Origin of the sequence: Salipaludibacillus sp. HK11, assembly GCF_047795645.1 — a bacterium.
In the GTDB taxonomy this organism is placed as follows: Bacteria; Bacillota; Bacilli; order Bacillales; family Salisediminibacteriaceae; genus Salipaludibacillus.
This window is the reverse complement of the sequence record NZ_CP181045.1, coordinates 120042-146334: the sequence shown is the minus strand read 5'-3', so window position 1 is coordinate 146334 and position 26293 is coordinate 120042. Positions and strand designations below refer to the sequence as shown.

At 38.3% G+C, this 26293-nt stretch carries 27 protein-coding genes and 1 tRNA gene; 7 read left to right on the top strand and 21 right to left on the bottom strand.

Annotation, left to right across the window (positions count from 1 at the left end; translation table 11 throughout):
• Window positions 1–131: 131 nt before the first annotated feature.
• From ACM26V_RS00955 to cbpB, 4 genes are all read left to right on the top strand, one after another.
• Window positions 132–947, top strand: coding sequence for an ion transporter (locus tag ACM26V_RS00955; RefSeq protein WP_416149596.1), 816 nt, complete (start codon window positions 132–134; stop codon window positions 945–947).
• 146 nt (window positions 948–1093) lie between these two features.
• Window positions 1094–1393 carry a MerR family transcriptional regulator gene (locus ACM26V_RS00950; RefSeq protein ID WP_416149595.1) on the top strand — a complete coding sequence of 100 codons (300 nt, stop codon included), beginning with the start codon at window positions 1094–1096 and terminating at the stop codon, window positions 1391–1393.
• 92 nt (window positions 1394–1485) lie between these two features.
• Window positions 1486–2313: a divergent polysaccharide deacetylase family protein gene (locus ACM26V_RS00945; RefSeq protein ID WP_416149594.1), complete on the top strand. Its 828-nt coding sequence runs from the start codon at window positions 1486–1488 to the stop codon at window positions 2311–2313.
• A 527-nt stretch (window positions 2314–2840) separates the two neighbouring features.
• The gene (cbpB, locus tag ACM26V_RS00940; protein WP_416149593.1) at window positions 2841–3296 is read left to right on the top strand and encodes a cyclic-di-AMP-binding protein CbpB; all 456 of its coding nucleotides are present in this window, start codon (window positions 2841–2843) and stop codon (window positions 3294–3296) included.
• 122 nt (window positions 3297–3418) lie between these two features.
• Here cbpB and ACM26V_RS00935 read toward each other — a convergent pair whose 3' ends face one another.
• A complete protein-coding gene (locus ACM26V_RS00935) occupies window positions 3419–3850 on the bottom strand; it encodes an SRPBCC family protein (RefSeq protein WP_416149592.1) in 432 nt (143 codons plus the stop codon).
• 226 nt (window positions 3851–4076) lie between these two features.
• Here ACM26V_RS00935 and ACM26V_RS00930 point away from each other — a divergent pair, with 226 nt between their 5' ends.
• Entirely contained in the window at window positions 4077–4334 is a 258-nt protein-coding gene (locus ACM26V_RS00930) for a hypothetical protein (protein WP_416149591.1), read from the top strand.
• 448 nt (window positions 4335–4782) lie between these two features.
• On the opposite strand, the gene ACM26V_RS00925 is transcribed toward ACM26V_RS00930, so the two are convergent.
• From ACM26V_RS00925 to ACM26V_RS00900, 6 genes are all read right to left on the bottom strand, one after another.
• A complete protein-coding gene (locus ACM26V_RS00925) occupies window positions 4783–5223 on the bottom strand; it encodes a YaaR family protein (RefSeq protein ID WP_416149590.1) in 441 nt (146 codons plus the stop codon).
• Between the two features lie 129 nt (window positions 5224–5352).
• The gene (locus ACM26V_RS00920) at window positions 5353–6771 is read right to left on the bottom strand and encodes a flagellin (protein WP_416149589.1); all 1419 of its coding nucleotides are present in this window, start codon (window positions 6769–6771) and stop codon (window positions 5353–5355) included.
• A 17-nt stretch (window positions 6772–6788) separates the two neighbouring features.
• Window positions 6789–7253 (bottom strand): flagellar export chaperone FliS, encoded by a 465-nt coding sequence (fliS, locus tag ACM26V_RS00915; protein WP_416149588.1) that lies wholly within the window; start codon window positions 7251–7253, stop codon window positions 6789–6791.
• Between the two features lie 49 nt (window positions 7254–7302).
• Window positions 7303–7602 carry an EscU/YscU/HrcU family type III secretion system export apparatus switch protein gene (locus ACM26V_RS00910; RefSeq protein ID WP_416149587.1) on the bottom strand — a complete coding sequence of 100 codons (300 nt, stop codon included), beginning with the start codon at window positions 7600–7602 and terminating at the stop codon, window positions 7303–7305.
• Window positions 7599–10274, bottom strand: a complete 2676-nt coding sequence (locus ACM26V_RS00905; protein ID WP_416149586.1) for a hypothetical protein — start codon at window positions 10272–10274, stop codon at window positions 7599–7601. Before ACM26V_RS00905 ends, ACM26V_RS00910 begins: the two co-directional genes overlap by 4 nt.
• Window positions 10275–10602: 328 nt before the next feature.
• Window positions 10603–11871, bottom strand: coding sequence for a DNA polymerase IV (locus tag ACM26V_RS00900; protein ID WP_416149585.1), 1269 nt, complete (start codon window positions 11869–11871; stop codon window positions 10603–10605).
• A 205-nt stretch (window positions 11872–12076) separates the two neighbouring features.
• On the opposite strand from ACM26V_RS00900, the gene ACM26V_RS00895 reads away from it, so the two are divergent.
• Window positions 12077–12280, top strand: coding sequence for a hypothetical protein (locus ACM26V_RS00895; RefSeq protein WP_416149584.1), 204 nt, complete (start codon window positions 12077–12079; stop codon window positions 12278–12280).
• Window positions 12281–12482: 202 nt separating this feature from the next.
• On the opposite strand, the gene ACM26V_RS00890 is transcribed toward ACM26V_RS00895, so the two are convergent.
• The 3 genes from ACM26V_RS00890 to ACM26V_RS00880 all read right to left on the bottom strand — a co-directional run bounded on the left by ACM26V_RS00890 (window position 12483) and on the right by ACM26V_RS00880 (window position 15784).
• Window positions 12483–13604, bottom strand: coding sequence for a M20/M25/M40 family metallo-hydrolase (locus ACM26V_RS00890; RefSeq protein WP_416149583.1), 1122 nt, complete (start codon window positions 13602–13604; stop codon window positions 12483–12485).
• 91 nt (window positions 13605–13695) lie between these two features.
• Window positions 13696–14124 (bottom strand): cobalamin B12-binding domain-containing protein, encoded by a 429-nt coding sequence (locus ACM26V_RS00885; RefSeq protein ID WP_416149582.1) that lies wholly within the window; start codon window positions 14122–14124, stop codon window positions 13696–13698.
• 1 nt (window position 14125) lies between these two features.
• On the bottom strand, window positions 14126–15784 hold the full coding sequence (locus ACM26V_RS00880; RefSeq protein WP_416149581.1) for an acyl-CoA mutase large subunit family protein: 1659 nt from the start codon (window positions 15782–15784) through the stop codon (window positions 14126–14128).
• Between the two features lie 268 nt (window positions 15785–16052).
• Here ACM26V_RS00880 and prli42 point away from each other — a divergent pair, with 268 nt between their 5' ends.
• Window positions 16053–16139: a stressosome-associated protein Prli42 gene (gene prli42 / locus ACM26V_RS00875; protein ID WP_416151758.1), complete on the top strand. Its 87-nt coding sequence runs from the start codon at window positions 16053–16055 to the stop codon at window positions 16137–16139.
• A gap of 53 nt (window positions 16140–16192) precedes the next feature.
• Here prli42 and ACM26V_RS00870 read toward each other — a convergent pair whose 3' ends face one another.
• From ACM26V_RS00870 to lpdA, 11 genes are all read right to left on the bottom strand, one after another.
• Window positions 16193–16702 carry a L,D-transpeptidase gene (locus ACM26V_RS00870; protein WP_416149580.1) on the bottom strand — a complete coding sequence of 170 codons (510 nt, stop codon included), beginning with the start codon at window positions 16700–16702 and terminating at the stop codon, window positions 16193–16195.
• 50 nt (window positions 16703–16752) lie between these two features.
• Window positions 16753–17724, bottom strand: a complete 972-nt coding sequence (locus ACM26V_RS00865) for an aromatic acid exporter family protein (RefSeq protein WP_416151757.1) — start codon at window positions 17722–17724, stop codon at window positions 16753–16755.
• A gap of 290 nt (window positions 17725–18014) precedes the next feature.
• Window positions 18015–18089, bottom strand: a tRNA-Arg gene (locus ACM26V_RS00860).
• Between the two features lie 80 nt (window positions 18090–18169).
• Window positions 18170–18529, bottom strand: a complete 360-nt coding sequence (locus ACM26V_RS00855) for a hypothetical protein (protein WP_416149579.1) — start codon at window positions 18527–18529, stop codon at window positions 18170–18172.
• A gap of 120 nt (window positions 18530–18649) precedes the next feature.
• Complete coding sequence (locus ACM26V_RS00850) at window positions 18650–19063, bottom strand: BrxA/BrxB family bacilliredoxin (protein ID WP_416151756.1); 414 nt, start codon at window positions 19061–19063, stop codon at window positions 18650–18652.
• Window positions 19064–19191: 128 nt separating this feature from the next.
• Window positions 19192–20445: a metal ABC transporter solute-binding protein, Zn/Mn family gene (locus tag ACM26V_RS00845; protein WP_416149578.1), complete on the bottom strand. Its 1254-nt coding sequence runs from the start codon at window positions 20443–20445 to the stop codon at window positions 19192–19194.
• Between the two features lie 102 nt (window positions 20446–20547).
• Window positions 20548–21006 carry a hypothetical protein gene (locus tag ACM26V_RS00840; RefSeq protein ID WP_416149577.1) on the bottom strand — a complete coding sequence of 153 codons (459 nt, stop codon included), beginning with the start codon at window positions 21004–21006 and terminating at the stop codon, window positions 20548–20550.
• Window positions 21007–21206: 200 nt separating this feature from the next.
• A complete protein-coding gene (locus ACM26V_RS00835) occupies window positions 21207–22463 on the bottom strand; it encodes a dihydrolipoamide acetyltransferase family protein (RefSeq protein ID WP_416149576.1) in 1257 nt (418 codons plus the stop codon).
• A 295-nt stretch (window positions 22464–22758) separates the two neighbouring features.
• Window positions 22759–23742, bottom strand: coding sequence for an alpha-ketoacid dehydrogenase subunit beta (locus ACM26V_RS00830; RefSeq protein WP_416149575.1), 984 nt, complete (start codon window positions 23740–23742; stop codon window positions 22759–22761).
• A gap of 4 nt (window positions 23743–23746) precedes the next feature.
• Window positions 23747–24757: a thiamine pyrophosphate-dependent dehydrogenase E1 component subunit alpha gene (locus tag ACM26V_RS00825; protein WP_416149574.1), complete on the bottom strand. Its 1011-nt coding sequence runs from the start codon at window positions 24755–24757 to the stop codon at window positions 23747–23749.
• Window positions 24758–24822: 65 nt separating this feature from the next.
• The gene (gene lpdA, locus ACM26V_RS00820) at window positions 24823–26247 is read right to left on the bottom strand and encodes a dihydrolipoyl dehydrogenase (protein ID WP_416149573.1); all 1425 of its coding nucleotides are present in this window, start codon (window positions 26245–26247) and stop codon (window positions 24823–24825) included.
• Window positions 26248–26293 lie beyond the last annotated feature (46 nt).

Below are 26293 nucleotides of genomic sequence, written 5' to 3'. Positions count from 1 at the left end.
CGAAATTTGAGGCTGTCCTAGCTATAATGAGGGCAGTCTCTTTCATTTGGTAGTCGAAAAGATAGAATCTTGCACAATAAATGATCTGTTTGCAATTAACTCAATCTCAAATATCGTTGGAGGTATTTACTTTGCGAAAACAAAAAAATCTACCAGTTTGGAAACAAAAACTAGGTCAATTAGTCGAGAGTCGTTGGTTTACTAGTTCGATTATTATATTAATCATGATTAATGCCATCATCGTTGGTATGGAGACTTATCCTAATCTTTATTCGGAATACACATCCTTTTTTTGGACAACAGATAAAATCTTACTTTGGATTTTCACTGTTGAAATTGCACTTAGGCTGTTAGCTGCACCAACTATTAGAGATTTTTTCAAAAATTCTTGGAATTGGTTTGATTTCATTATCGTAGCAGCGGGTCATATTTTCATGGGCGCCCATTTCGTCACCGTGTTACGTATTTTAAGAGTACTACGAGTTTTCCGTGCGATATCTGTTATCCCTTCTTTGCGTAAACTTGTTGACGCTTTGGTTATGACAATTCCTGCATTAGGAAACATTATGCTGCTAATGAGTATTATTTTTTATATATTTGCGGTTATTGGAACTATGCTATTCCAACAAGTCTCACCGGAATACTTTGGGAACCTCCAACTTTCGTTATTAACTCTCTTTCAAGTTGTTACACTTGAGTCTTGGGCTAGTGAAGTGATGCGGCCAATATTTCATATCCTTCCATGGTCATGGATATATTTCGTCGCCTTTGTGTTGGTAGGTACGTTTGTTGTATTTAACCTTTTCATCGGTGTTATTGTCAATAATGTCGACAAAGCAGATTCTGCTGAAGATGAAGTGGAAAATACCCATGAAGAAGTAGTTGAACTTCGAAAAGAGGTACAGGAGTTGAAACAATTAATTGAAAAAAAGCTTATTGACAACTAAAACGGCGACATAGAAGTGAATAATCACTATACTAAGCAAACGTAATGAAAACCTCTTTGTGTTAGATAATCTCACAAAAACCCTAACTTTTTTTTCGTTCCATGATATAGTATGGAAAAAGAAGTTGAAGAAGGAAGGGGTTTCGTTTGACAACTACTTACAAAGATAAAAAAGTGATTAGTATCGGTATAGCAAGTGAGTTAACAGGCTTGTCAGAACGTCAAATACGATATTATGAAGAACGTAAATTGATTTATCCTGAAAGAAGCAAAGGTGGTACTAGAAAATATTCGTTTGCTGATGTTGAAAGATTAGTAGATATAGCAAACAAAATGGAAGACGGTATGCAAACTTTTGAGATTCGTAAGGAAGAAATGAAAAAATCAGATGTACGTGATAAAATGCTTCGTGGTCAGTTAAATGCAGCCTTTAAAATGCGAAAATAATGAAACCACCGAATTTTTCGGTGGTTTTTTTCATGGATTTAATTTTTATTCGCATACTAAGGATACATTTGATTAAGAAGGAGGAAAAAAATATGCTCAATCGATCCCAAATTTACAGAAGCACGTTTGTCATGTTTATGACTTTTATTTACTTGGTCGCCTTTGTTTTTGATCCTTCCGTTAAAGCTTCAAACACTCTAGAACCAGAGCGAAACGTAGCGATTATTATTGATGATTTCGGTGGTGTTGGTAAAGGGACAGAGGCGTTTTTAGACAGCAACATTCCAATCACCGTTGCGATAATGCCTTTCTTGGAGCAGTCAACTAATATTGCTAACACAGCAAATGATCGAGGATTTGAAGTGATCATTCACCTTCCTATGGAGCCGAAAAAAGGTAAGAAATCATGGCTTGGTCCAAAACCAATCACAGCTGATTTAAGTCTTGATGAAGTTCGCAATCGCGTAGAAGAAGCGATTGAAAATGTTCCACATGCTAAAGGAATTAATCAGCACATGGGATCTAAAATTGTCGAGAATGAAGAAATAATTACAACAATTCTCGAAGTAGCGAAAGATCATAATCTTTATTTCGTGGATAGTGGGACAAATCCCAATTCCTGTATAACATCAGTGGCAGAAAAGCTCGGGGTCCCATCAGCCAATAGAGATCTATTCCTTGATAATACGCTTTCTTCTAAAGGGCATGTGTATGAAATGGCGATCAAATTAGCCGATTTGGCTGACAAAGATCAAACTGTCATTGGAATTGGTCATGTTGGCATTTATGGATTAGATACTTTTCAAGCTATTAAAAAAGCTCAATCCTATTATATAAAAAATAATATTAAAATCGTACCTTCATCACAGATCATAAAATCAGAAATAGACAAAAACCCTGAAAATTTTTGGTTAGACTAAGTGTAAGTCGAGGCTGTATGAACAGCCTCCTTTCTTATATCACAATACTTTTTTATATGTAGGAATTTTATCTGAAAGGCAACACCTTTGCTGGGTACCTGTTCACTTGGAGTGTATAGCATTTATATCCTTGCTTTTTTCGTAACTGGAAAGTCTGACTTGAAATTGGCCTTTTTCTTCCCCACTGTAGAGAATCCAAGTCATTCCAAGAAGAAGAGGTGATCATTTCTTGTTTAAAAAAATAACAATTTCCTGATAAATACTTTTCACAAAAATACTGTACCGTCTGTTTACTATGCATACGGATCAACTCCTTTTTATCAGTATGTCTATTAGTAAAGTGGATTAAACAATGAAACAAGCACAACACCAAAAAGGGACATAAAATATCTTGAAAGCGATAACAATAATTTGACATTTCTCTGTACTACCGCTAACATTATAAGAGGGAGTATTATATGGTTTGAAACATCATCGTTCGTGAAAATAGGTGAAGGTCAAATCTAATAAAGAAAGTGTGCATAATAATGCCTAATTTACAAGATTCCGATGTATTAAATCGCTCGATTAGCTCTTTTTTAATTCCTGCTGAACGCGTCGCTCATGTTCAGCCAGATAACAACTTAGAGCATACTTTACTCGTATTAGTTAAGTCAGGGTATACGGCTATCCCAGTTCTTGATATGTCGTATAGGTTAAAAGGATTAATAAGTAAAGCTCAGATACTCGATTCCATTCTTGGGCTCGAAAGAATTGAACTAGAAAAACTAGGTGAATGGAAAGTACTAGAACTCATGACTACTGATTTCGCATGCGTAGATGATGAAACACCGTTTGAAAGAGTATTATCTTTATCTATCAACCATCCTTTTGTATGTATTGAAAACAAACAAGGGGCTTTTATGGGTATTATTCCCCGTAGTAAAATTTTAGCTTACCTTAATGGATATTTTCACGATAAACGAAAAAAATCACGTGCTTAATCTAAATTAGAACAACCTGAGTGCATTTTTTGCACTCGTTTTTTTATTTGATTTATTTTAGTAAAATTGAAAAGACAAAACTGCTCAGCACGCTAAATTGGCAACTTAATAAGCCGTACCCTTCATCCCAATTTCTTTTTTAACTGCTTTTTTCGATCCGCAAACATCCCTTTTAAAACAAGGTTTGCTATAAAAGGTGGCACGTACGCTTCGTACTCGACACGATCGATCATACGGGTTTCGTCATTCGTGATTTTTTTGAATGCATGTACATGTTTCCAAGACTTAAATGGAAATGGTAACTGCTCTGCCTCATCCATAAAATAAGCCTCATCTACCACTTTTGTTATCTTGCCCTTCCACTCCAGTTTGATGAAAATGAAATCAAGCTGTAAGTGAACAATTGCCCCTTCGAAAACATTGATGTCTCCCAAAATATTAATCTTCGGAAACGCTGTAATCGCTGCTAAATTCTCGTTCGTTTGAAAAAAAGACCAAACATCCGAAATTGGTTGTTGAATTTCTGTTTTATAATAAAACGTATGGCGAAACATAAGATCATCCTTTCCATCGTATTCTATCTATTTTATGATAGGGATAACTACTACACAACTAATCCCACTTATCTATATAACAACACGAGACCAGAAAGGAGCTTGATTGTTAGCTGTAGTGCCAATCAAACAAGCTAAAGTGATGAAATCTGGAAAGTAGAAAATAGAAGACAAAACGCAACGTGACCATTGGGAACATTATACATTGATGGTAGGTGGTAGCGCATTGTATTTAGCTAGCTTTTTCTTTCATTTCTTGCCTACGCTTCAAGAAGTTATCTTATCTAGGTACAAACAAGTCATAGACCGATCGACTGGACATGAAGAAGACCAATATATTTACAGTTTGAAAATTGATCGCGAAACGCTGTACTCACTAAACACAAAACGGATTCATCCGATTGCTGCCTTTAATCAATTTCAACCGAGACTAAACGCTACGAAAACGTATATATTCAAGGAAATTGAACCATATCAGAATTAGTTAGGATAGCTTCGTCACTTTTGTTATGGTGATTTCTAGGGAAGGGCATGGTATTTCTTTGTTCTTTCCCTTCAGCGTGTGGCTCTCTCGTAAAGGGAACACTGATTCTTTGTTCCTTCCCTTCAGCATGTGGCTCTCTCGTAAAGGGAACGCTGATTCTTTGTTCCTTCCCTTCAGACTGTGGCTCTCTCGTGAAGGGAACGCTGATTCTTTGTTCCTTCCTTTCAGACTGTGGCTCTCTCGAAAAAGGCACGGTAATTTCTCTTTTCTTACCTTCATCCTGTCGACCTCTCGTGAAGGGGACGCTACTCCTTCATTCCTTCCATTTATCCTGAGTCACTCTCGTGAAAGGCACTGTAATCATTTAATTCTTCCATGCTATCGAAACCACAACAAGTCATATTACGAAATAAAAACCTCACCAAGGCAGTTAGCCTAGTAAGGTTTTTTAAGCGTAAATGTTGACTAGTAAACCGCGGATTTCTCCGACCATGTTAAGTATGTCTAGTCCTTTTTTCTGATCTTTGATGACGGCATCTGTTAAATCAAGGAGCTTTCGATCTACCTCACGGACGATCTTGTATACTTTCGTTCGACCTCGGCGGTTGAAGCCTTTTCGTTCCTCTAAGCTAAGGCCTAACTTCACCGCGTCATCCATGAATTCTTTGACTAGCCCTTTATACTTGCGAAGCTCATCAACTGTGCGAGATTCAGACAAGGTTTTCCCTTGGTCGTCTATCTTTTGCATCAGTTGACCTAGACGTTCATATTGCACATTGTCTCTTCCGTGTTTCATAATCTCTTGAAACGATACTTTCGCTTCTGTACCACTAGCATTTTTTTGATTCAGTTTATTCATGCCGGTTCGCCCTACTTTTTGTACATCCATCAGAGGTCCTCCATTTCGTGCAATATTCTCATTTCATTATAGTGAATTCACTAAAAAAATGATAGAGACGATTTCATTCAATTCAAAAGAAAATGAAAGGCCATTGAGCGACCTTTCATCATATTATCATTATTGAAGGAGCTGTAGTACGCCCTGCGGCAATTGGTTCGCTTGTGCGAGCATTGCTGTAGCTGACTGGTTTAAAATGTTGTTACGAGTAAACTCCGTCATTTCAAGCGCCATATCGGCATCACGAATACGAGACTCCGCACTCGTTAAGTTCTCGTGCGTCACTTGTAGGTTATTAATTGTGTGCTCCATACGGTTTTGGACCGCCCCCATTTTTGAACGGGCATCCGAAAGTGTATTAATTGCTTTGTCCAATCTAAAAATTGTGTCGTTAGCACCTGCATTTGTTGTTACATCAATATTATCAATCCCTAAAGTAACGACATCCATACGAGGAATATCAATCATCACATCTTGGTTGGTATTTGGACCAATTTGAAATGCTAATGCATTGTTAGTTACACGGAAGGTTTCTTCACCTTCACTAATGTTTGCATTAAACTGGTATTCAATCCCCCCGTGTTTGAATACGCCATTTGAAGAGGTTAGCGTTTGTGTTGTTCGAATTCTGTCACCATCTGTATCTGAGCCTTTGTAAAGCGTCACATCTGCTTCTGCTTCAAGCTCAACTTTAACTGTACCATTACCACTTATGACTGTAGCATCTATTTGTAATCCTCCAACTAAAAGAGTTTCTTCACCGCCTTCACCAACATCCGCAACATTGGTTCCAACGCTCAAACCATCCGGATCTAGGACTTCAATTCTTGCACTACCCGGTGTTGGTGGTGTTCCTGGTGTTCCTGCCTCATATTCTCTAATTAAAATCGTATATTCCCCAAATTTTATATCACTAGAACCAGGCAAACCAAAATTGGCCAAACTCACGTCATCTTGGTTGTTTCCAATTCCAGCGGCCGTTTGTGTAACATTGATTGATTGAACGACATCCTCTAATTCGACTGTATAGTCTCCTGTTCCAATGTTGGCATCAAGTACTTTCGGAAATCCATTAATTCCAGTTGTTCCCATAGCGTTATCAAAACTTGTCAACACCGCACTGCTACCATCAAGTAACTTCCGTGTGTTAAACTCTGTTTTCTCAGAAATGCTATCAATTTCTAACTTCAGTTGATCAATTTCTTTTTGGATCTGCTCTCGGTCTTCTGTAGTATTTGTATCATTTGCTGCTTGAACAGCTAACTCTCTCATACGTTGAAGCATTGAATGAGTTTCTTGCATCGCACCTTCGGATGTTTGCATTAATGAGATGCCATCCATCGCATTTCTTTCTGCCATTTTCAAACCACGAATTTGTGAGCGCATTTTTTCAGATATGGCTAATCCTGCAGCATCATCTGAAGCACGGTTAATACGTAAGCCTGATGATAGTTTTTCCAAGTTTTTAGCCGTAGCATTCTGATTTTGATTTAGGTTTCGGTACGCGTTTAGTGCTTGAATATTATTATTAATTTTCATAAGTAAAACTCCCCTTTTTATTCAAACATGATATTTTTTTCATATGCATTCGCTTTTTGTTTCATTGCTTTCGGCTGTTTATCACTATTTTTCTTTTGCGCTGTATTCCAAGATGTTGCTATTAGTTCAACATTTTTTATTACTTCGTCAACGATAGTTGGATCCTTTTCGTAATTTGCTTGTACAACACGATCAGCGAGATAATTGTAAAGAGAATCTAGTTGGTCTGCTACGATACCTGCTTCATAATTTATTCCTACACCTAAACGATGAAGAATGTCATTTGCTTTTTGCAGCTTTTGATTTGCAACCATCAGATCTTTTGTTTCCATCGCTTGTTTGGCTAATTCCAAATTGTCTAAACATGCTTCATACAGTAAGGCAGTGATTTCCTGCGGTGTTTTTTTATGTAGTGCTTCGTTTGATATCATTTTGTCTGTCACCTCCACTGAAAACATTGCTACATCCGTGTATGTTTTCAACCGCTCATCCTTGTTTCTAATCGTATTATCGGCTTGCCGGCTCCAAATGTTAATAATTTCTTTCGATTTCTTCTATCAATAATAAGATTTCAGCAATGACAGCATATAGCTGTGGAGGAATGTTCTCTCCAAGATCCATGTCGATCAGGTTCTCAAGTAACATTTGATCTTCTTCCATATGAATGTGATTTTCTTTAGCCAATTCCATGATTCGTTCCGCAATGTAACCTTTACCAGAAGCGATCACTCTTGGCTCTTCCCCTTTTTCTTCATCATACCGAATCACAGCAGCGGAGGGGCCGTTAATTTTTCTACGATTTACTTGGTTAAAATGCTTTGAAATTATCATATTTTATAATCAAACCCTTCCTCCGTCATGATTGGTAAAATCGCTAACTTCTCCTTTTCATCCACTTTTTCAGTTTCATTGTTTGAATCAGAATCTGATTTTGCCACTGTCATTGGTGCAACTTTTAACCTGTTAACGTTATAGCCGACTTCATGTAGCTGATCAATGTATTTTTGACCTAATGGTTCGACAGTTTCAGCGAAACCTTCCGTGTCATTCTTCAGAGTTACATTTAATGAACGCTCGGTTACATTTAGGGTAATTCCAAGTGGCCCAAGACTTTTCGTATCAATATGAAAATAAAGATTACAGTTTTCCCAATCAAGTGATTCTTGTTCATTCTTAGAATTGACGAAAACTTGTAGGTTTTCACTTTCCCCTTTGATCATTAGTGGAATTTGAAATAAATGCATTTGGCTTTGTTGTGTGTCGTTTCTATTTAGCAACTGATTTCCTGTCATGTTTTGTAACGCTTGTTGCGATTGTTGTTGTCCTTTAGCGCCTTCGTCTTCCCCACGAGCCATTTGCATCAAAATAGATTTTAAGTTTCGCTGTTGTGCTTCGGTTGGCATGTCTTTACCAGCTGCAAAAATTTGTGCAAGTTCAGACTCACGATTTAAGCCAATTCCTCTTAATCCTTCAAAAACTTGACGACCAGACCCATCTTGGTGAAGCATCGTTCGTGATGTTTGTTCCATTTGTTGTGATAAACGATGAACAGGTGTTTTAGGTTCACTCCATTGTTTCTCTTCTGAGATAACATGTTGTACTCGTTGATTCGATGGTTGAAAATTCATTTGATTCATCGTTTGTTGAACTTGTCGGACGATTTGTCTTGCCTCTGAATGTTTGCCTTGTACAAGCATTCTCTTTGCATCAGCAAGTTGACTACTTGCTCCAAGTAATTTCCGCTCTGTTTTCATATCAGCAAACAGCATAAAGTCACTCTTCATAATAGCCCGGTCCATTTGCTTGATGACATTATCAAGCATTGGTTTCGTTTGCTTAACTGCATTTTGTTTAAATTGTTGGATCATTATTTCAATCCGATTTAGCTGTTTAGATGAGTCCCTCTGAAACGCTTTAAATTCATCTGTAGCTTGGGCAAGACGTTCCGTCACTTCCGTAATCAAAATATTTTTGGAGGCTAAACCGGTCGCTTGAACGATCTCATTTCGAACATATTCTTGCATCTCTGCCTTAGACTGAGAAATTTGTGGGTTTTCAGACGAGCTAGACACCATTTTTTCCACTTGACTGAGTGCATCCATCACCGTTTGCCGAGCTTTTAACTCTCTTCCTGAATCAACTTGAGACATCGCTTGAGTTAATGCTCTATCTAGTGTTTCTGCAACAGGGCGAGATAGTTGGTGCTGATCCATCTCATTTCGAATCGCTTCAACTGCTGTTGTTAAATTAGGTTGATCTTGAACGGCGGTTGACCAGGCTTGAACGATCGCACTAGTTGCTACTTGGGTTACTTGAGCTTGAGAAGGGGATTGAATTGTATTCCCCCCTTGCTGGGACCCAATTTGAGTTTGGCTAAGTTGTTGCGATAATTGTTGGATTCTTCCAGATGCAGCTTCTCTTCCTGACTGAGCTTGGACTTGAATCATTTCCCTTAAGGATTGGTTTACCATTTGCCGCGCTTCACCGTCTCCGGTTCGTTGAACCACTTGTTGCACGTTCTCAATTGACTGTCGTAAGTTCTGACCTGTTTGAAGTGCACTCCTAACTTGATCTACAGCACGAAGAAGTGGCTCTCGACCTGCTGAGTCTACCCTTACAGGTACTGGTATCGGACGCTCTCCACGGATCGTTGTTTCTCTTCCAGACTCAACTCTCTCTCCACGTTCGGCTGACCTTAACGCTTCCGTCAACTCTCTTCTCACTTCTCTATCTCCCAATCGATTGATTTGCTCTCTTACTTGTAGCACTTGTTCTCTTACGTCTCGACCGCTGCCTGCGTCCGTTCGGATCTGTTCAATCGCCCGGCTTATGTCTGCCCTCGTTGGTACAGCACGCTCCGACGTTCTTATTTGTTCGGCTCGTTCTCCCCGGGGCACAGCTTCTCTTCCGGTTTCTGTACGTGGAACATCTCGAGCAATTTCTTTTACTTGATCGGATAATTTGGTCCCATGTAACGCCTCATGAACAGCGCGAATCTGGTTTCCAGTTGGTTCTAATCGCTTTTGTGCCATGACGTTTACCGTTTGTGTTCGCTGGCTCTCCGTCCCACGGCCTGACTCTAGAAATCTATTTAAATCATTCACTGTTTCTCTCGTAAGTGGTACACCGCGGTCCATCATTCGTTGAGTCGCCTGGCGCAACTCATTACTAGGTTGACGATGACCCAAGTCTCTTAACACTCGCTCTGCTGACTGGCCTTCTCTCCCACTAGCCCCGCCATTCCTCTGCTGTGACTCACCGCGAATTTCGCGAACTCGCACACCTTCAGCAGACCTTTCCTGTACTTGAACGCTAACACGATCGCGATCTGGTACTTTCCCCTCAAATGTTGCTTTTACTTCTTGTCCACGAACTGAAATTATTGCTTCTCGATCGGAAATACGTGATTCTATTCGAGCTCTATATACTTCGCCCTCTTTCATTTGTAGAGGGCGTTCGTTCGTTTTAGATTGAACATTTACTTGTTGCCCTTGAATTTCCATGGGTAAAAATCTCCTCCCATTCATGCTATTATCTACTTTATCGGCTCGAACGAGGTAAATGTTGAGGGTGAAACGATAGTCTAAACGATGGATATGAATTTGTTATTATTGTTGCTATCCGTTCACCTCTGTTTTGCTACTTCCTATTGCCGATTGCGCAATATCCTGTGAAAAATAAACCTATTTTCCATAATATAGATGATGAAATTAACTCACATAACTCCACAAAAAAACATATCCCTATTGAAAAGGACATGGTAAGAAATTTATTCTCATATTTATAAACCAAAACAGTAGTTTTGCTTAAATATATAAAGCCTTTAAGCGACTACTCTTCATCAAACAATCCATCTCGAAGAAAATCTTTTTCGAGACTCGTTCCCCTACTTTTCTTATCCCGCAATTGATCGCTACGATCAGCCTCGCTCAGTTGAGTTCCTTTCAATACGGCGTTTTCCCCATACTTGTTTCGCAACTGATCAACGATGCCACTCAGTCGATATTCTTTATCATCTTTTTCATAAGAGAATAAATCTAATTGCTTGTAAGCATGACCCTTTTCCACTAATTCCATCCCTGTTACCCCTAAAAGTCGAACAGGTTCACCATTCCAATACTTTTCCCAAAGTCGCCAACTTGCCTCAAAAATATCATGATGGGTATTTATTGGTGATTCTAATTTACTTGATCTAGTTATCGTTTTTCGATCATGATAGCGAATTGTCAATTGGATATTCCCTGCATATACATCTTTTTTTCTCAACCTTCGTCCCACTGAATCAGATAAGTTCATAAGTACTTTCCTAACACGTTCCGTCCTTATCGTATCTTCAGGTAAAGTTGTCGAGTTGCCTATGCTTTTAAACTCATTGACTGCATCAGGATCTACTAGACGTAAATCAATCCCGTTGGCCCGTTCATGAATTTTAATACCACTTACTCCTAATTTCCGATGTAAGAGATCACGGGAGGCATTTGCCACATCTCCAATTGTATATATACCAATTTTCTCAAGTTTTTCAGCTGTTTTTCCACCAATCCCGTGCATTTCAACGCATTTCATTGGCCACAATATATTTGAAATCTCCCGCTTTCGTAAAACGGTAATTCCCATTGGTTTTTTCATATCGCTCGCCATTTTTGCCAAAAACTTATTTGGAGCCACACCAATACTGGAAGGTAAGTTCAATTCTTTTTTTATCCTATTTTGAATGTGACTCGCTAATTGAAGAGGTGGAAAATCTATCTTCACATTTGTTACATCCATGTATCCTTCATCAATTGATACAGGTTCAACGAGCGGAGTATACTCATATAATAATTGAAACATTTGCGTAGAAGCTAGTCGATACCGATCAAAATTTGGTTCCCTTACGACTAAATCAGGACAAGCCTTTTTCGCCTCCCAAAGAGGCATCGGCGGTTTCACTCCTCTTGCACGTGCTTCATAACTCGCTGTCACTACAATGCCGCGACGTTCTTTGGCATTACCTGCAATCGCAAGAGGTTTCCCTAAAAGTTTAGGGTCATATGCAGCCTCTACCGACGCATAAAAACTGTTCATATCGACGTGAAAGATTATTCGGGATTTTCCCATGCCAAACACCCTCTAATAAATCCTTTTCTTTTATCATGACTGTTTTTCATCTTAAAATCTATCTTTTGACCAAGATAAAATAAAAAAGTCATTATATATCATATAAGTAGACATTTTTTTCATGATTTAACACAAGTCAAAAAATACATAATATTTGTAAAATATGATATGATAGAAATTAATTAAATGGAAAGGCGGTCAAAAAATGACGCAAATTGTCCGAGAATACGCCACTCCTAACCACCACTTTATTCTATTAATTGTTGTCAAAGTTTTGACTGATTATGCAAAGAACGAATGGCCATCACCAACGATTGAACAACTATCATATAAAACAGGTTATTCAGAAGAAAGTATTCTTGAATCTATGGAATTTGGAACGCCAGCGCGTGCCAGTCTGCTCCAATAGCAGACTGAAGTGACTTACGCTAAACTTTTTTGAAATAACAACACTACTCCATAACTCTGCTAATTCCTAGCAAAAAAGAAAACACCCAGGTGTTTTCTTTTTTGTACTTTAAGAATGTATAACTTCGCTAAAGGATTAAAGTATAAGATAAACTAAGGCTTCGCCATGAAGGACTTGGCGACAAGCTAAGTTTTTCTAATCTCTATGATGACTTAGCTACTCTTCTTACAATGGCAACAACAAGCTCTGCCGTTTTAATCAATTCCTCTACAGGTATTTTTTCATCTGTCGTATGAATTTCTTCATAGCCAACCCCTAAGTTTATACTAGGAATACCGTGCCCTGCAATAATATTAGCGTCACTTCCGCCCCCAGATTGTTTCAACATCGCTGTCCTACCAATTGATGCCATTGCTTCCTTCGCAACTGCAACAAGATGGTCATCCTCTTCATGTTTAAAGCCTGGATAAGCAACTTGAATAGTGACATCCGCTTCTCCTCCCATCGCAGTAGCTGCTGATTCAAAGGCTTCTTTCATTGCTTTTGTCTGTGCTTCCATTTTTTCAGGGACAAGTGAACGAGCTTCCGCTAAAATATCTACACGATCGCAGACAATATTCGTTTGACTGCCTCCTTCAAATCGACCAATATTTGCTGTCGTTTCTTCATCGATTCTGCCAAGCGTCATTTGTGAAATAGCTTTCGAAGCAATAGTAATCGCAGACACACCTTTTTCTGGAGCCACTCCAGCATGGGCGGTTTTACCATAAATAACTGCTTTAACTTTCGATTGATTTGGAGCTCCAACAATGATACTGCCAACCTTACCATCACTATCTAATGCATAACCATATTTTGCTATAATATCTTTAGGATTAAGTGCTTTTGCACCGACAAGTCCAGATTCTTCCCCCGCCGTAATAATAAACTGAACCGTTCCATGCTCAATTTGGTTTTCTTTTAATACTTGAACAGCTTCCAGCATCGCAGCCAATCCAGCTTTATCATCTGCTCCAAGAATTGTTGATCCATCTGTTTTTATGTATCCTTCTTCTATAAATGGCTCAATTCCTTTACCGGGAATAACGGTATCCATGTGAGACGTAAAATAGATCGGATCAACTTTCCCCTTACCTTCTAAAGTGCAAATCAGATTTCCTGCCCCATGTCCGGTTATAGAAGTTGAATCGTCTTCCTTCACAATAAGTCCTAGATCCTTAAATTTTTCGGTTAACACATTTGCGATTCTTCGTTCATAGCGTGTTTCAGAATCAACTTTCACCAATTCAATAAAACTGTCGATTAATCGTTTTTCATTTATCATCAAATATTTCCTCCATTAGCATGTAATCATATTGATCATTGTAGCAAACATTTTCTGTATATCCCAATTAAACGACTGTGCTCTTGAACAATTACATTAGGATGTTTTCGCCTTGTAAAGTACGTCGATGTTCCTCAACAGTTTCCTTAATATAAAGTGCTATCATTTTTGTGGACGAACCTGATGTGAATATTTTTACAATACCGTTTTTTTCAAAAAACTCAATATCCTCGAGAGGAATTACTCCACCAGCAAAAATCAAGATATTACCCCCTTTTTCTCTTGCCGATAGTTCCTTTAGAACTTCTGGAAAAAGAAAATTATGCGCACCCGACAAGCTGGACAACCCGATCACATTTACACCCTCTTGTATCGCTGCTTGGACAATTTGCTTAGGTGTTTGTCTAATTCCCGTATAAACTACTTCCATTCCAGCATCCCTTAATGCTTGACAAATAATCAATGCACCACGATCGTGTCCATCTAATCCTGGTTTTGCAATCAACACGCGAATCAACATACTACTCACCTCCACTATTATTATATTCTCCGAAAACGTCTCTTAAAGCATTACAAATTTCTCCGATCGTTGCGTACTCTTTCACCGCTTCCATGATTGGATACATGATATTATCCATTGCCTTCGCAGAATGCTTGATATTATTAAGACATATGTTCACTTTTTCTTGATCTCTCTGTTTACGAATCTGCTGCAGCCTTTTATTTTGATCTATAACAAATTCCTCATCAACTTTAGGAATACGCGTTTTTTGTTCATCGCCTCCATTGAATTTGTTCACTCCGACAACGATATCTTCTCCATTTTCTAACCGTTGTTGCGTCTCGTATGCTGATCGGTGAATTTCCCGCTGCATATATTGATTCTCAACAGCAGCAACCGCTCCACCCATTTCTTCTATTCGATCCATGTACTTCCGTGTTTCCGTTTCCAAATTATCAGTTAACGCTTCTATGAAATAGGATCCACCTAAGGGATCTACCGTATCCGAAACACCCGTCTCATGTGCAATGATTTGTTGCGTACGTAAAGCCATACTCGCTGAGTCTTCCGTCGGCAAAGAAACTGCTTCATCCTGTGCATTTGTGTGTAAACTTTGCGTTCCACCCAATACTGCTGCTAGCGCCTGTAAGCAAACTCTCACGACATTATTTTCTGGTTGGTTCGCGGTTAACGTAGATCCGGCTACTTGCGTATGTAAACGCATCTGCCAGCTCTTTGGATTTTGAGCAAGAAAAACATTTCTCATGATTTTAGCCCACATTCTCCTAGCAGCTCTCAATTTCGCGATTTCTTCAAATAACTCGTTATGTACATTAAAAAAGAAAGTAATCCTTGGCGCAAATTTGTCAATATCTATTCCAGATTCCAATGCTGTTTCAACATATGCAATCGCATTTGATAAAGTAAAAGCTAGCTCTTGTACTGCTGTCGAACCTGCCTCACGAAAATGATAACCACTTATACTAATCGGGTGGAATGCAGGCACATGATCAGAACAGTATTCAAATATATCTGTTATCAGACGCATCGAAGCTTTAGGTGGATAAATATATGTCCCTCTTGCAACATATTCTTTCAAAATATCGTTTTGAATTGTTCCACGTATCTGGTCTTTCTTTACTCCTTGTTTTTCTGCAACAATGATATACATTGCTAGTAAAACAGTTGCTGGGGCATTAATTGTCATAGAAGTACTTACTTTATCAAGTGAGATATGATCAAACAATATTTCCATATCTTCTAACGAATCGATTGCAACCCCCACTTTCCCTACTTCCCCTAGCGCCATGATATCATCAGAATCATAACCTATTTGCGTCGGCAAATCGAAGGCAACAGAGAGGCCCGTTTGTCCTTGATCTGTTAAAAAACGGAATCGTTCATTTGTCTCTTTGGCAGATCCACTCCCAGCGTATTGGCGCATCGTCCAACGTTTTCCTCGATACATCGTTGCACGAATCCCTCTAGTAAAAGGAAAATCTCCAGGGAACCCTAACCTTCCCATGTAATTTTCATCAATTTTTTCTGGGAAATAAGTGCACTCTAACGGTATTTTTGATGACGTGTAAAAGGCAACTTTCCTTTCTGATTGTTTGAATATTTGCTTTCGAATTTGCTCCTGCCATTTTCGATAAGATTGTTTATATTCATCGATCATAGAGACTCCCCCTTCCAACTGTTCCATCGGTAAAATCACAACAACACTTTTACGAGGACATAAGTAGCCTAAGAAGTACATCTTCCTAACCAGCTGTAGGATGAGATATACAAGAGTTTTTGAAGGCGTATTACAATATATCCTTTTTACTCCTCGAACATTCGTTATATAAATCATTTATTTCCTAACCTCCCCATAGTCTTCCTCTTGAAAATTAGGCAAAGAACCTTTAAAATAGAAGATAGATAAGTAAGAGGAGGGAAATCACATGCCCCGTAAATTTCGTAAAGCCATCGTATATATGATGATTATCGTCATGTTTTTAGGAACTGTGTTTATGGGAATATCCCTATAAACTGGCATAAGAAAGAAAGGACAGCCATAATTTTTGGCTGTCCTTCTTGTTTTTCATTCACTTATAGCCCCATGGTGCTTTCCTAGTTCTTCAAATGAATCGCCCTTAGAAGTTACTAGCACCTTTGTTCCAAGAGGAATTTCTTCAAATAATACTTCTACATCGGAATTAATTAAACGAACACACCCGTTTGATATGCTATAACCTACAGTAGAAGGTCGATTTGTCCCGTGAATCCCATATAAACGCCCATCGGTTTCTTCTGCATCAAAGCCAATCCATCTCGTACCTAAAGGGTTATCCTTATCTCCTCCTTGAATATCCAACTTACGATAATATGGGTTGATCGCTTTTACTACAATATTAAATTCACCTTCAGGAGTCTCGGTTCCCTTTTTTCCAATAGCCACGTCAAATACTTGCTTCACTTCTCCATCATTAATATATGCAAGTTGGTGAGAAGACAAACTAACTATCACATAAGGATCTCCTTCTAATGGATTGACGCCTAAGGGCCAAATAGGTGAAACAATGGAAAGGATTGAAAGCAAGATTGCGAGCATTGCTGATCACTCCATCTCTTTTCCCATATCATCTGCCTTATTTGTTATATCTATTCACGAAACACTTTATACTCTCTTGTCGTCTTGAACTGCCGTTTAATTACTAAATATTGTTCTAGCTCTCTAACAAGATGAGCCAATGCTGACCTAGCCTCGAACTCTTCCCTTGTTTTAGGTAACGGCATATCCTTATATGAATCTTGAAGAGACTCTAATTTATTTATGTATATATGGGCAGTGTTCTCTGGATGAACCCCCTCACTTAACTCTTCCATGAAGTCAGCCAGCATATCTGCTTGTTTCACATGCTGATCAATCGATGTGAGAAGTGGCATCATACGCTCAATGATATCGAGCTGTTTTTCACGCATTTTAAAATAATGGTAATAAACATCCTCGTATCTCATAATATGATTCTCTAAATTTTGTAACGCTCCATTTTTTGCATTTCGCAAAAGAGCTTCCGACTTTGTGATCTCACTTCCATCCCAGTTATTATCGCCATAACGAACATAATAGGCAAATTCATGAAAAATTGTCGCATAATATTCTTCTATTTGCTGCTGGAGTTTTTCCAGGTGGTTTTCTTGACTTGGCATATATGAATTCATAAGCAATGCCACTCCAATTCCAATTGTAATCAATGCTACCTCATTTAGTAACAGAGAAATACTTAAGTCTGCAACAGTATAAATATGAAAAATAATTACTATACTCGTGACAATTCCAGTTTGCAATTTCAAGGCAACTGTTGTTGGAATAAATAGTAGTGTCAAAATCCCTATTGAAAGAGCATGATACCCAAGTGACTCAAAAATAGCTACTGCGAATACGATGCCAATAATCGCGGCTAAAAATCGTGCCCAAGAACTTTGTATGGAACTTCTTCTCGTTTTTTGCACACATAAAACAGTTAGGATCCCCGCTGAAGCAAAAAAATCTAATTGAAGAGCTTGCGCAATTGCAACTGCTAAGGTTGCACCTAATGCTGTTTTTAAAGTTCTGTGTCCTATTTTAAACAATATATTCACCTGTTTCTTTTTATTGAAAGGCGAGCCATCTTCACGTGTGTCCAATGGGCTCCTCTATATATTATGAGGTCTATCATTTCTTTTCAAGTAGTTTTATTCTTATCATCCTATCATATCATGTGACTTTATTATCTATTTATTCTTAAAAATAGCATGACTACGAAATACTACTAGCTTATTTTCCAGAGACGTTTATATTTTCAATTTGATATGCGATAAACTGAGCTTAAAATCAAAAAAAACCTTTGAGCCAATAAGCTAAAGGTTTGTATGTATAAGTATGGTGCGCCCGCCAGGATTCGAACCCGGAACGCGAGAGCCGAAATCTCGTATGATATCCATTTCACTACGGGCGCAAATAAATGCGGAATGCTTTCATCCGCACTATAGGAGTATAACAATATTAAATGAAAAAATCAATCCTAAATTAGAATTTTTATGATTCGTTCACTTCATCTTCAAACATTTTCTCAAACCGTTCATTCATTTGATCTTGATTATATCCCATTTCACCAAGGCGGCTTGCAAAATTCTGAGCCCATAACTTTAATCTGTCTGCCATTTTAGCAAATTTCTTCTTTACTTTAGGTCCCTTTTCAACTTTTGAACGACCTTCCGCATTTGACATCACATTTTCCGAGATAAATAATGCTTTCCATAACGCATCCTCATCAAATTCCTCTGCATCGTCATTGAAATGAGCAATAACTTTTTTATAATATTTTTCGAATTCGTCAAAAGGAATTTCTTCTTCCATTTTTAGATATTCATGAATTTGTTTATACAATTCATTCACTTCGTAACACTCCTCTTCTTCTATGTAAATAATTAAAATAGTGCATTAAAAATTATAGCATAAAAAAGAGGTAGCATCCACTACCCCTTCATTCAATCTTTCTATAAAGACGCCTAAAATTTATTTAAAGTAAGAATCAACGCCTTGTTCAAGCTTCTGAACGACTTCAATTGGTTCGTGTCCTTCAATTTCATGGCGCTCTAGCATCATTTTAATTTCTCCATCTTTAAGTAATGCAAATGACGGAGACGATGGTGCATATCCAGTAAAGTATGAACGCGCTTTTTCTGTTGCTTCTTTGTCTTGTCCTGCAAATACAGTCACGTAATTATCAGCTTGCACTTGATAATTTTTCATGTAGGATGCAGAAGGTCTAGCGATACCTCCAGCACATCCACACACTGAATTAACTAACACCAGTGTTGAACCAGGTTTCTTAAATACTTCCTCCACTTCTTCTGGAGTTGTTAACTGTTGATAACCTGCTTCAACCATATCGTTACGCGCAGCTTCCACCACATCATTCATAAACATTTGAAATTCCACAAACAGACACCCTTTCTTGTTAGACTGTATCTCTATTTTACAACTTATATATCTTGTTTACCAACATTTCGTTTGAAAAAGCACCTACTCATTAGAATAGGTGCTCTGTTAGGCTTCTATTGAAGTGCTTGTTCTAACATTTCAATATTATGTCTCATTAAGCTAAAATAGTCTTCGTCATTCTCTATATCTTCGTCTGTTAATGCTTCCAAATTGTGAATCCACAATTCTTCTGCTCCAGCTTCTTCACGGACGGTTTCAGCATAGTTTGTCGGAATGTTTTGTTCAAACATTACATAATTGAGATCGTTCTCCTCCATCAAAGAGATAACTGATTGAATCTGTTGTATCGAAGGCTCGTTTGTTGGCGATAATCCTGCGATTCCAGCTTGATGGATGTCATAACGGTTCTCCCAATAGCCGTACCCTGCATGTGAAACAATAATTGTATCTTTCACTTTTTCGTCAGCCATTGTTTGGAATTCTTCATCTAACTCTTCAAGTTCTAATTTCAACTCTTCAAAGTTCGCTGTGAATTCTTCTTCTCCCTCTGGACGTAAATCAATTAAAGCATGCTTGATATTGTTTGCATAGTCGATTGCGATAATTGGGTCTAACCAAACATGTGGATCTTGGTCACCATGGTCATGATCGTGATCGTGACCATCATCGTTATGTCCATGGTCATTATTTTCTTCATGTCCATGATTATCATCGTTATGTTCATGGTCGTGATCATGATTGTGTTCATCGTTGTTTTCATGATCATGATTGTGTTCATCGTTGTTTCCATGATCATGATTGTGTTCATCGTTGTTTCCATGATCATTATCGTGATCATCGTTGTTTCCATGATCATGATTGTGTTCATCGTTGTTTCCATGATCATGGTCGTGGTCATCATTTTCTTCATGTCCGTGGTCATCATGATCATAACCAATAAGGTCTAATCCGTCTGTGGCTTCTAGAACCATCACATCGTGATTAGCCACTGCATCTATGATGCTATCAGCAAACCCTTCAAAGTCTGCACCATTGTAGATAAATAAGTCCGCTTCTGCAACTTCTATCATTTGGTTCGCAGTAGGTTCGAACGTGTGCGCATCAGCACCGATTGGCACGATATTTTCGACCTGCACATGATCTCCACCAATACGATTAGTAAAATTTTCAATTGGATAAAGTGTTGTCTTAACTGTCACTGTTTCTAATTCCTCAGTGACTTCTTCGTTTTCTTCTTGATTATTGTTCTCCTCGGTGCTTGTCTCTGTTTCATTTTCGTTTTCGTTTTCATTTTCATTCCCACAAGCAACCATAAATACACTCAATACGAGCATCATGGCAAAGATAATAGATATTTTCTTAAACATACAGCTTCCCCTTTCGTAATCATTACGGTTTAATTAACAATACATTACGGATTATATCGTAAATATTCAGCTTTGTAAATAATAATGATTACGATTGGATAATTAATTTTCTCCTTTTATCACTTCTTTCATTTCTGCATTCCAATTTTTTTTCAATGTTAATATATGCTGTATGTTAATTTTTATTTGCTCTGCTTCGCGTTCTGTTACTGCTGTCAAAAAATGTTCTTGAACTATTGCATGTTTGTCATACCAATCCTCTGATATATTTTCACATAAGTCTTTTTGTTTTTCTTTACTATATTCTTTTAATTTTTTATTAATTGCTTCTCTTTCACTATTAATTTCTCTCCATTCTTCTAATAAGTCAGGTCTATGTTTCTCGACAACTAGTTCAAGATAATAAATTAAATGCGGTTGAAGAGTCTTTACATGGTAATCAACACACTGCGAAGTAACACCTTCTTGAACACTTTCTTCACTATCTTCTACCAATATGTCTGCCGATACCGGTGTGGTAATCATATGTAGACTTAATACAACTAATCCTAAAATTGACATGGCATATGCCTCCTTTTCAGATTAGTCTGCACAGGTTTTCGAAAAACATGAATAAGATAGCTCTTTATTTTGTGGGGCACCCTCTCCTTTTCTTTTTTCCATACATTCAAATAAAATTAAAAAAAGATGAAACCACAGCTCACTAAAGTAAACTTGGTTCCATCGGCTAAAATTAGTCTATTTAAACTTCTCGTACATTACTATATGGTCACTGTTTTTTCATTCATATTCTCTAATGATTGTTTAATATGTGCCATAAACTTACCGCAGATTAGTCCGTCAAGTACACGATGATCTAAAGAGAGACATAAGTTCACCATATGACGAATCGCAATTGCATCGTTATCTAATACAACAGGTCGCTTTACGATAGATTCTACAGTTAGTATCGCCGCTTGTGGCATGTTTATAATTGGTTGTGATTGAATTGATCCAAATGATCCTGTGTTATTAAGTGTAAATGTCCCTCCCTGCACATCCTCTTGTTTCAATGAGTTTGAACGAACTTTCTTTGAAATTGTTGCAAGTTCACGTGCAAGACCTTTGATATTTTTCTCATCCGCATGGCGAATGACTGGAACAAACAGTTCGTCTTCGTTTGCCACGGCCATGGATAAATGAACATCTTTATGACGAATAATTTTATCTCCAGCCCATTTAGCATTCACTTCTGGATATTTCTTTAATGCATCAATCGTTGCCTTCATAAAGAATGGGAGGAAGGTCAACTTCATACCTTCTTTTTCTAAAAACTCCGTCTTAACCTTTTCACGAAAGCGTACGATTTCTGTCACATCTACCTCAATCATCATCCACGCATGTGGAGCTTCCTGCTTTGCCTTCACCATATTTTGCGCTGTTGTTTTTCTCACACTACTCAATGGGATTTCGTCTGTACGTCCCTTTGATATAATTGGCTTAGATGTTGATTCTTTTCGTGATTGTGAAATTTCTTCGGTTATTTCCGCTTTTGGAACCTGACCATTTTCAATGATCGAATACAGATCTTTCCTCGTTATTCTTCCACCTCGACCAGAACCATTTACTTGATTAAGATCGATAGCATGCTCTTGAGATAACCGTAAAACAGCCGGCGAATAACGCTTTTTATTGGACGATTCTTCAACTGGATCTTCATCCTTATTCTTTTCGTTTTCACTTGAAGTTTGAAGACTTTCCTGCTTAATATCTTCTTCAATTATCTCTTTAGAATCGATTTTTTCTACATCTAATATACAAATAATTCCACCAACTTCAATTGTTTCATCTTCTTCTGCGACAAGTTCTTTGATGAATCCTGTATATAACGAAGGAACTTCTGCATTTACTTTATCTGTCATCACTTCAGCAAGTGGATCGTATTTATTCACGTAGTCACCTTTTTTAACGAGCCACTTTGTAAGGGTCCCTTCCGTTACACTTTCGCCTAATTGAGGCATGGTAATTTCGGTTGCCATCCATTTAACCTCCTTATATTAAAGCTACCCTAAAAAACGTGGAAATAGTTTCAGCTTTTTACCCCCTCGTTCCATGGTCGAGTCGGCAATCCCCATCCTACTCTGCAAGACCTAGGTCGTGCCTGTTACTTTCTTAACCAGGAGGTCGTGGCATAGCTTCCAATCTCTTCCGTCCATAAGAAGTAGTCTTTTTTCATCTCCATGGCGCGAACAGTTCTCGCATGAATGGCTCTGTTATCTATTTAAAATTGATCGACGTCTAGCCTCTCTATCTAACAGAACCTTATTTCAAAACTTAATACTCCGCCAAGTCCCGCATTGCTTTTTCAACTTTATCTGGATTTATCATGAAATTTTTCTCCATAGGTTGCGCATATGGCATCGATGGAATATCAGGTCCAGCAAGTCGTTGAATAGGTGCATCTAAATCAAATAAACAATGCTCAGCAATAATTGCTGCCACTTCACCGATAATACTACCTTCTTTATTATCTTCCGTTAGTAGCAAAACTTTCCCTGTTTTCTTTGCTGCTTTAATAATCGCTGCTTGATCTAGCGGATAAACTGTTCGCAAGTCAAGGACATGAGCGTCATAGCCATCTTTTTTTAAATTCTCGGCAGCTTGGAGGGCAAAATGTACGCATAAACCATATGTAATGACAGTGATGTCTTCCCCTTCTCTCTTCACATCAGCCTTGCCGATCGGCAATGTATAATCTTCATCAGGTACTTCCCCTTTAATGAGACGATAGGCTCGTTTATGCTCCAAAAATAAGACTGGATCATTTGATCGGATTGCAGCTTTTAACAATCCTTTTACATCATAAGGAGTTGAAGGCATGACGATCTTCAATCCTGGTACACTTGCAAACATTGCTTCAATTGATTGCGAATGGTATAACGCACCATGAACGCCACCACCATATGGCGCACGAAACGTAATTGGGCACGTCCAATCGTTATTTGACCGATAGCGAATTTTAGCCGCTTCTGAAACAATTTGATTAAAAGCAGGCATAATAAAATCTGCAAACTGCATTTCAGCTATTGGACGCATCCCATACATTGCTGCTCCGATGCCCACTCCTGCAATAGCTGATTCAGCAAGGGGAGAATCTATTACACGGTCTTCACCAAACTGGTCATATAAACCATTAGTCGCTCGAAAAACTCCACCACGTTTTCCAACATCTTCACCTAGAATAAAAACGTTATCGTCTCGTTCCATTTCTTCTTTCATAGCTCGAGTAATCGATTCAATATAAGATATTACCGGCATATGATCACTCCTCTTCGTATACATGATTCATCATCGATTCTGGTTTTGCAAAGGGGGCTTTTTCCGCATATTCAGTCGCTTCGTCAATCTCACGGCGGAGCTTTGCACGGATTTCATTTTCTTTTTCGTCAGATAAAATACCTGTTTCCCTTAAATATGAACCAAATGTTATGATCGAATCAATTTTTTTTGCTGCATCTACTTCTTCTTTCGCTCTATAGGTACTATCATCATCATCACTTGAATGAGGCGTCAATCGATAGGAAACCGTCTCAATAAGAGAAGGTCCTTCACCATTTATACCTCGCTTTCGTGCTTCAGCAATCGCCTCATATACAGCAATTGGATCATTTCCATCAACTGATTTCCCATGAATGCCATAGCCAGCAGCACGATCTGATACTTTCTCAATATTTAATTGCTTATCGAGTGGAACAGAAATCGCATATTTATTGTTTTCACACATAAAAATCACCGGTAAATCATGAACACTAGCAAAGTTAATTCCCTCATGAAAATCTCCTTGATTAGAAGAACCTTCACCGAAACTCGTAAAAGTAACAAAATCTTCTTTTTTCATCTTAGCAGCTAAAGCAAACCCTACTGCATGAGGAACTTGCGTGGTTACTGGAGATGACCCTGTGACGATTCGATTTTTCTTTTGACCAAAGTGTCCAGGCATTTGTCTTCCACCAGAGTTAGGATCTTCCGCTTTCGCAAACGCGGATAACATAATATCCTTTGCTGTCATCCCAAATTGAAGTACGACTCCCATATCACGGTAGTAAGGTAATACATAATCTTTTTCATTATTCAACGCCATCGCTGCCCCGACTTGTGCACCTTCTTGACCTTGGCAAGAGACAACAAAGGGTATTTTACCTGCTCGATTTAATAACCACATTCTCTCATCGATCATACGTGCCATTAACATCACTTCATACATGTTAAGGACATCATCATCTTTCAAACCTATTTTATGATGACGGAATTCCTTTACTTGAAGTTCACTCATCAAAAGACCTCCTTTAATTCAGCTTCATATTTGCATTTCCTACTATTATACCTTATTACACCTTATCATCCATGTATTTCCTTACCATCTACTGCTAACGCCGCCTCTCCAATTGCTTCCGATAAGCTTGGATGAGGATGAATTGTCTCAGCAACTTCCCAGTGAGTAGCATCAAGTACTTTAGCCAACACAGCTTCTGAAATCAGATCTGTCACGTGAGGACCAATCATGTGAACACCTAGAAGATCATCTGTTTTAGCGTCAGAGACAAACTTAACGAAACCTGATGTGTCTCCTTGAACTAGCGCTTTACCGATCGCTTTAAATGGGAATTTCCCTATCTTAACTTGGAAGCCTTTTTCATTAGCAGCATGTTCAGTAAGTCCTACGCTCGCCACCTCTGGTGATGAATACGTACATTTAGCAACCGTTTCAGCATCAACTCTTTGCGGGTCTCCTCCGACAATATGCTCCACTGCAGCAATGCCCTCATGTGCGGCAACATGAGCCAATTGCAACCCACCAATGACATCACCGATCGCATAAATATGAGACTCCTTTGTTTGATAATTATCATTCACAGAAATCACATCATTCTTCACTTCAATATCTGTATTTTCTATTCCAATGTCGGTAACATTAGCTGAACGCCCAACAGAAACTAACACCTTATCTGAAACAATATTTTTTGTTTCTCCATTATGTTCAAACGATACAGTCACTTGATTTTTTTCTACCTTAACTTGATCAGAAAGAACTTTCGCTCCAATGATTATTCCGACTGATTTTTTCTTTAAGGAACGTTGCATCTCTTTTGAAATCTCTTCATCTTCTAACGGTAATATGCGATCCTCATATTCTAGTATAGTAACTTTCACTCCAAAATCAGCAAACATCGACGCCCACTCTATTCCAATCACCCCACCGCCAATAATCATTAAGGATTCAGGTAATTGTTTAAGACGAAGCGCACCATCTGAAGATAAAATCATTTCCTCATCAAGTCTCAAATTGCCTAGCGATTTCGGTTTGCTTCCAGTAGCAATCACGACATTTTTCGGAACCAACATCTCATTCTCTGTTCCATTATTATTCTCTATTGAAATAGTACCAGATGTCGGCGAAAAAATAGATGGTCCAAGAATTCTTCCTACACCTTCATAAACATCTATTTTTCCTTTCTTCATTAAATGTTGAACACCCTTATATAATTGCTCAACAATTTTTGATTTCCTCTCTTGGACTTTCGTGAAATTCAAAACTGGTTCCTCCGTCGTCACACCAAACTCTTCTGCTTCCTTGACGGTCTTAAATACTTCGGCACTTCGTAAAAAAGCTTTACTCGGAATACAACCTTGGTGTAGGCAAGTTCCACCAAGTTTGTCTTTTTCCACAACTGCAACTGTCAATCCTAGCTGAGATGCGCGGATAGCTGCTACATACCCTCCTGTACCAGCACCTACTATGACCAGATCATATTCTTTAGCCAAAAAAAATCCCTCCTTTAAAATTTAGTTGGAATTTGTCAAATTCCTT

What these genes read in the sequence shown, in the direction of transcription:
- ACM26V_RS00945 (WP_416149594.1), top strand. Translation starts at nt 1,486, where the DNA reads ATGCTCAATCGATCCCAAATTTACAGAAGCACGTTTGTCATGTTTATG.
- cbpB (WP_416149593.1), top strand. Translation starts at nt 2,841, where the DNA reads ATGCCTAATTTACAAGATTCCGATGTATTAAATCGCTCGATTAGCTCT.
- ACM26V_RS00935 (WP_416149592.1), bottom strand. Translation starts at nt 3,850, where the DNA reads ATGTTTCGCCATACGTTTTATTATAAAACAGAAATTCAACAACCAATT.
- ACM26V_RS00925 (WP_416149590.1), bottom strand. Translation starts at nt 5,223, where the DNA reads ATGGATGTACAAAAAGTAGGGCGAACCGGCATGAATAAACTGAATCAA.
- ACM26V_RS00920 (WP_416149589.1), bottom strand. Translation starts at nt 6,771, where the DNA reads ATGAAAATTAATAATAATATTCAAGCACTAAACGCGTACCGAAACCTA.
- ACM26V_RS00910 (WP_416149587.1), bottom strand. Translation starts at nt 7,602, where the DNA reads ATGATAATTTCAAAGCATTTTAACCAAGTAAATCGTAGAAAAATTAAC.
- ACM26V_RS00905 (WP_416149586.1), bottom strand. Translation starts at nt 10,274, where the DNA reads ATGGAAATTCAAGGGCAACAAGTAAATGTTCAATCTAAAACGAACGAA.
- ACM26V_RS00900 (WP_416149585.1), bottom strand. Translation starts at nt 11,871, where the DNA reads ATGGGAAAATCCCGAATAATCTTTCACGTCGATATGAACAGTTTTTAT.
- ACM26V_RS00895 (WP_416149584.1), top strand. Translation starts at nt 12,077, where the DNA reads ATGACGCAAATTGTCCGAGAATACGCCACTCCTAACCACCACTTTATT.
- ACM26V_RS00890 (WP_416149583.1), bottom strand. Translation starts at nt 13,604, where the DNA reads ATGATAAATGAAAAACGATTAATCGACAGTTTTATTGAATTGGTGAAA.
- ACM26V_RS00885 (WP_416149582.1), bottom strand. Translation starts at nt 14,124, where the DNA reads ATGTTGATTCGCGTGTTGATTGCAAAACCAGGATTAGATGGACACGAT.
- ACM26V_RS00880 (WP_416149581.1), bottom strand. Translation starts at nt 15,784, where the DNA reads ATGATCGATGAATATAAACAATCTTATCGAAAATGGCAGGAGCAAATT.
- prli42 (WP_416151758.1), top strand. Translation starts at nt 16,053, where the DNA reads ATGCCCCGTAAATTTCGTAAAGCCATCGTATATATGATGATTATCGTC.
- ACM26V_RS00870 (WP_416149580.1), bottom strand. Translation starts at nt 16,702, where the DNA reads ATGCTCGCAATCTTGCTTTCAATCCTTTCCATTGTTTCACCTATTTGG.
- ACM26V_RS00850 (WP_416151756.1), bottom strand. Translation starts at nt 19,063, where the DNA reads ATGTTTATGAATGATGTGGTGGAAGCTGCGCGTAACGATATGGTTGAA.
- ACM26V_RS00845 (WP_416149578.1), bottom strand. Translation starts at nt 20,445, where the DNA reads ATGTTTAAGAAAATATCTATTATCTTTGCCATGATGCTCGTATTGAGT.
- ACM26V_RS00840 (WP_416149577.1), bottom strand. Translation starts at nt 21,006, where the DNA reads ATGTCAATTTTAGGATTAGTTGTATTAAGTCTACATATGATTACCACA.
- ACM26V_RS00835 (WP_416149576.1), bottom strand. Translation starts at nt 22,463, where the DNA reads ATGGCAACCGAAATTACCATGCCTCAATTAGGCGAAAGTGTAACGGAA.
- ACM26V_RS00830 (WP_416149575.1), bottom strand. Translation starts at nt 23,742, where the DNA reads ATGCCGGTAATATCTTATATTGAATCGATTACTCGAGCTATGAAAGAA.
- ACM26V_RS00825 (WP_416149574.1), bottom strand. Translation starts at nt 24,757, where the DNA reads ATGAGTGAACTTCAAGTAAAGGAATTCCGTCATCATAAAATAGGTTTG.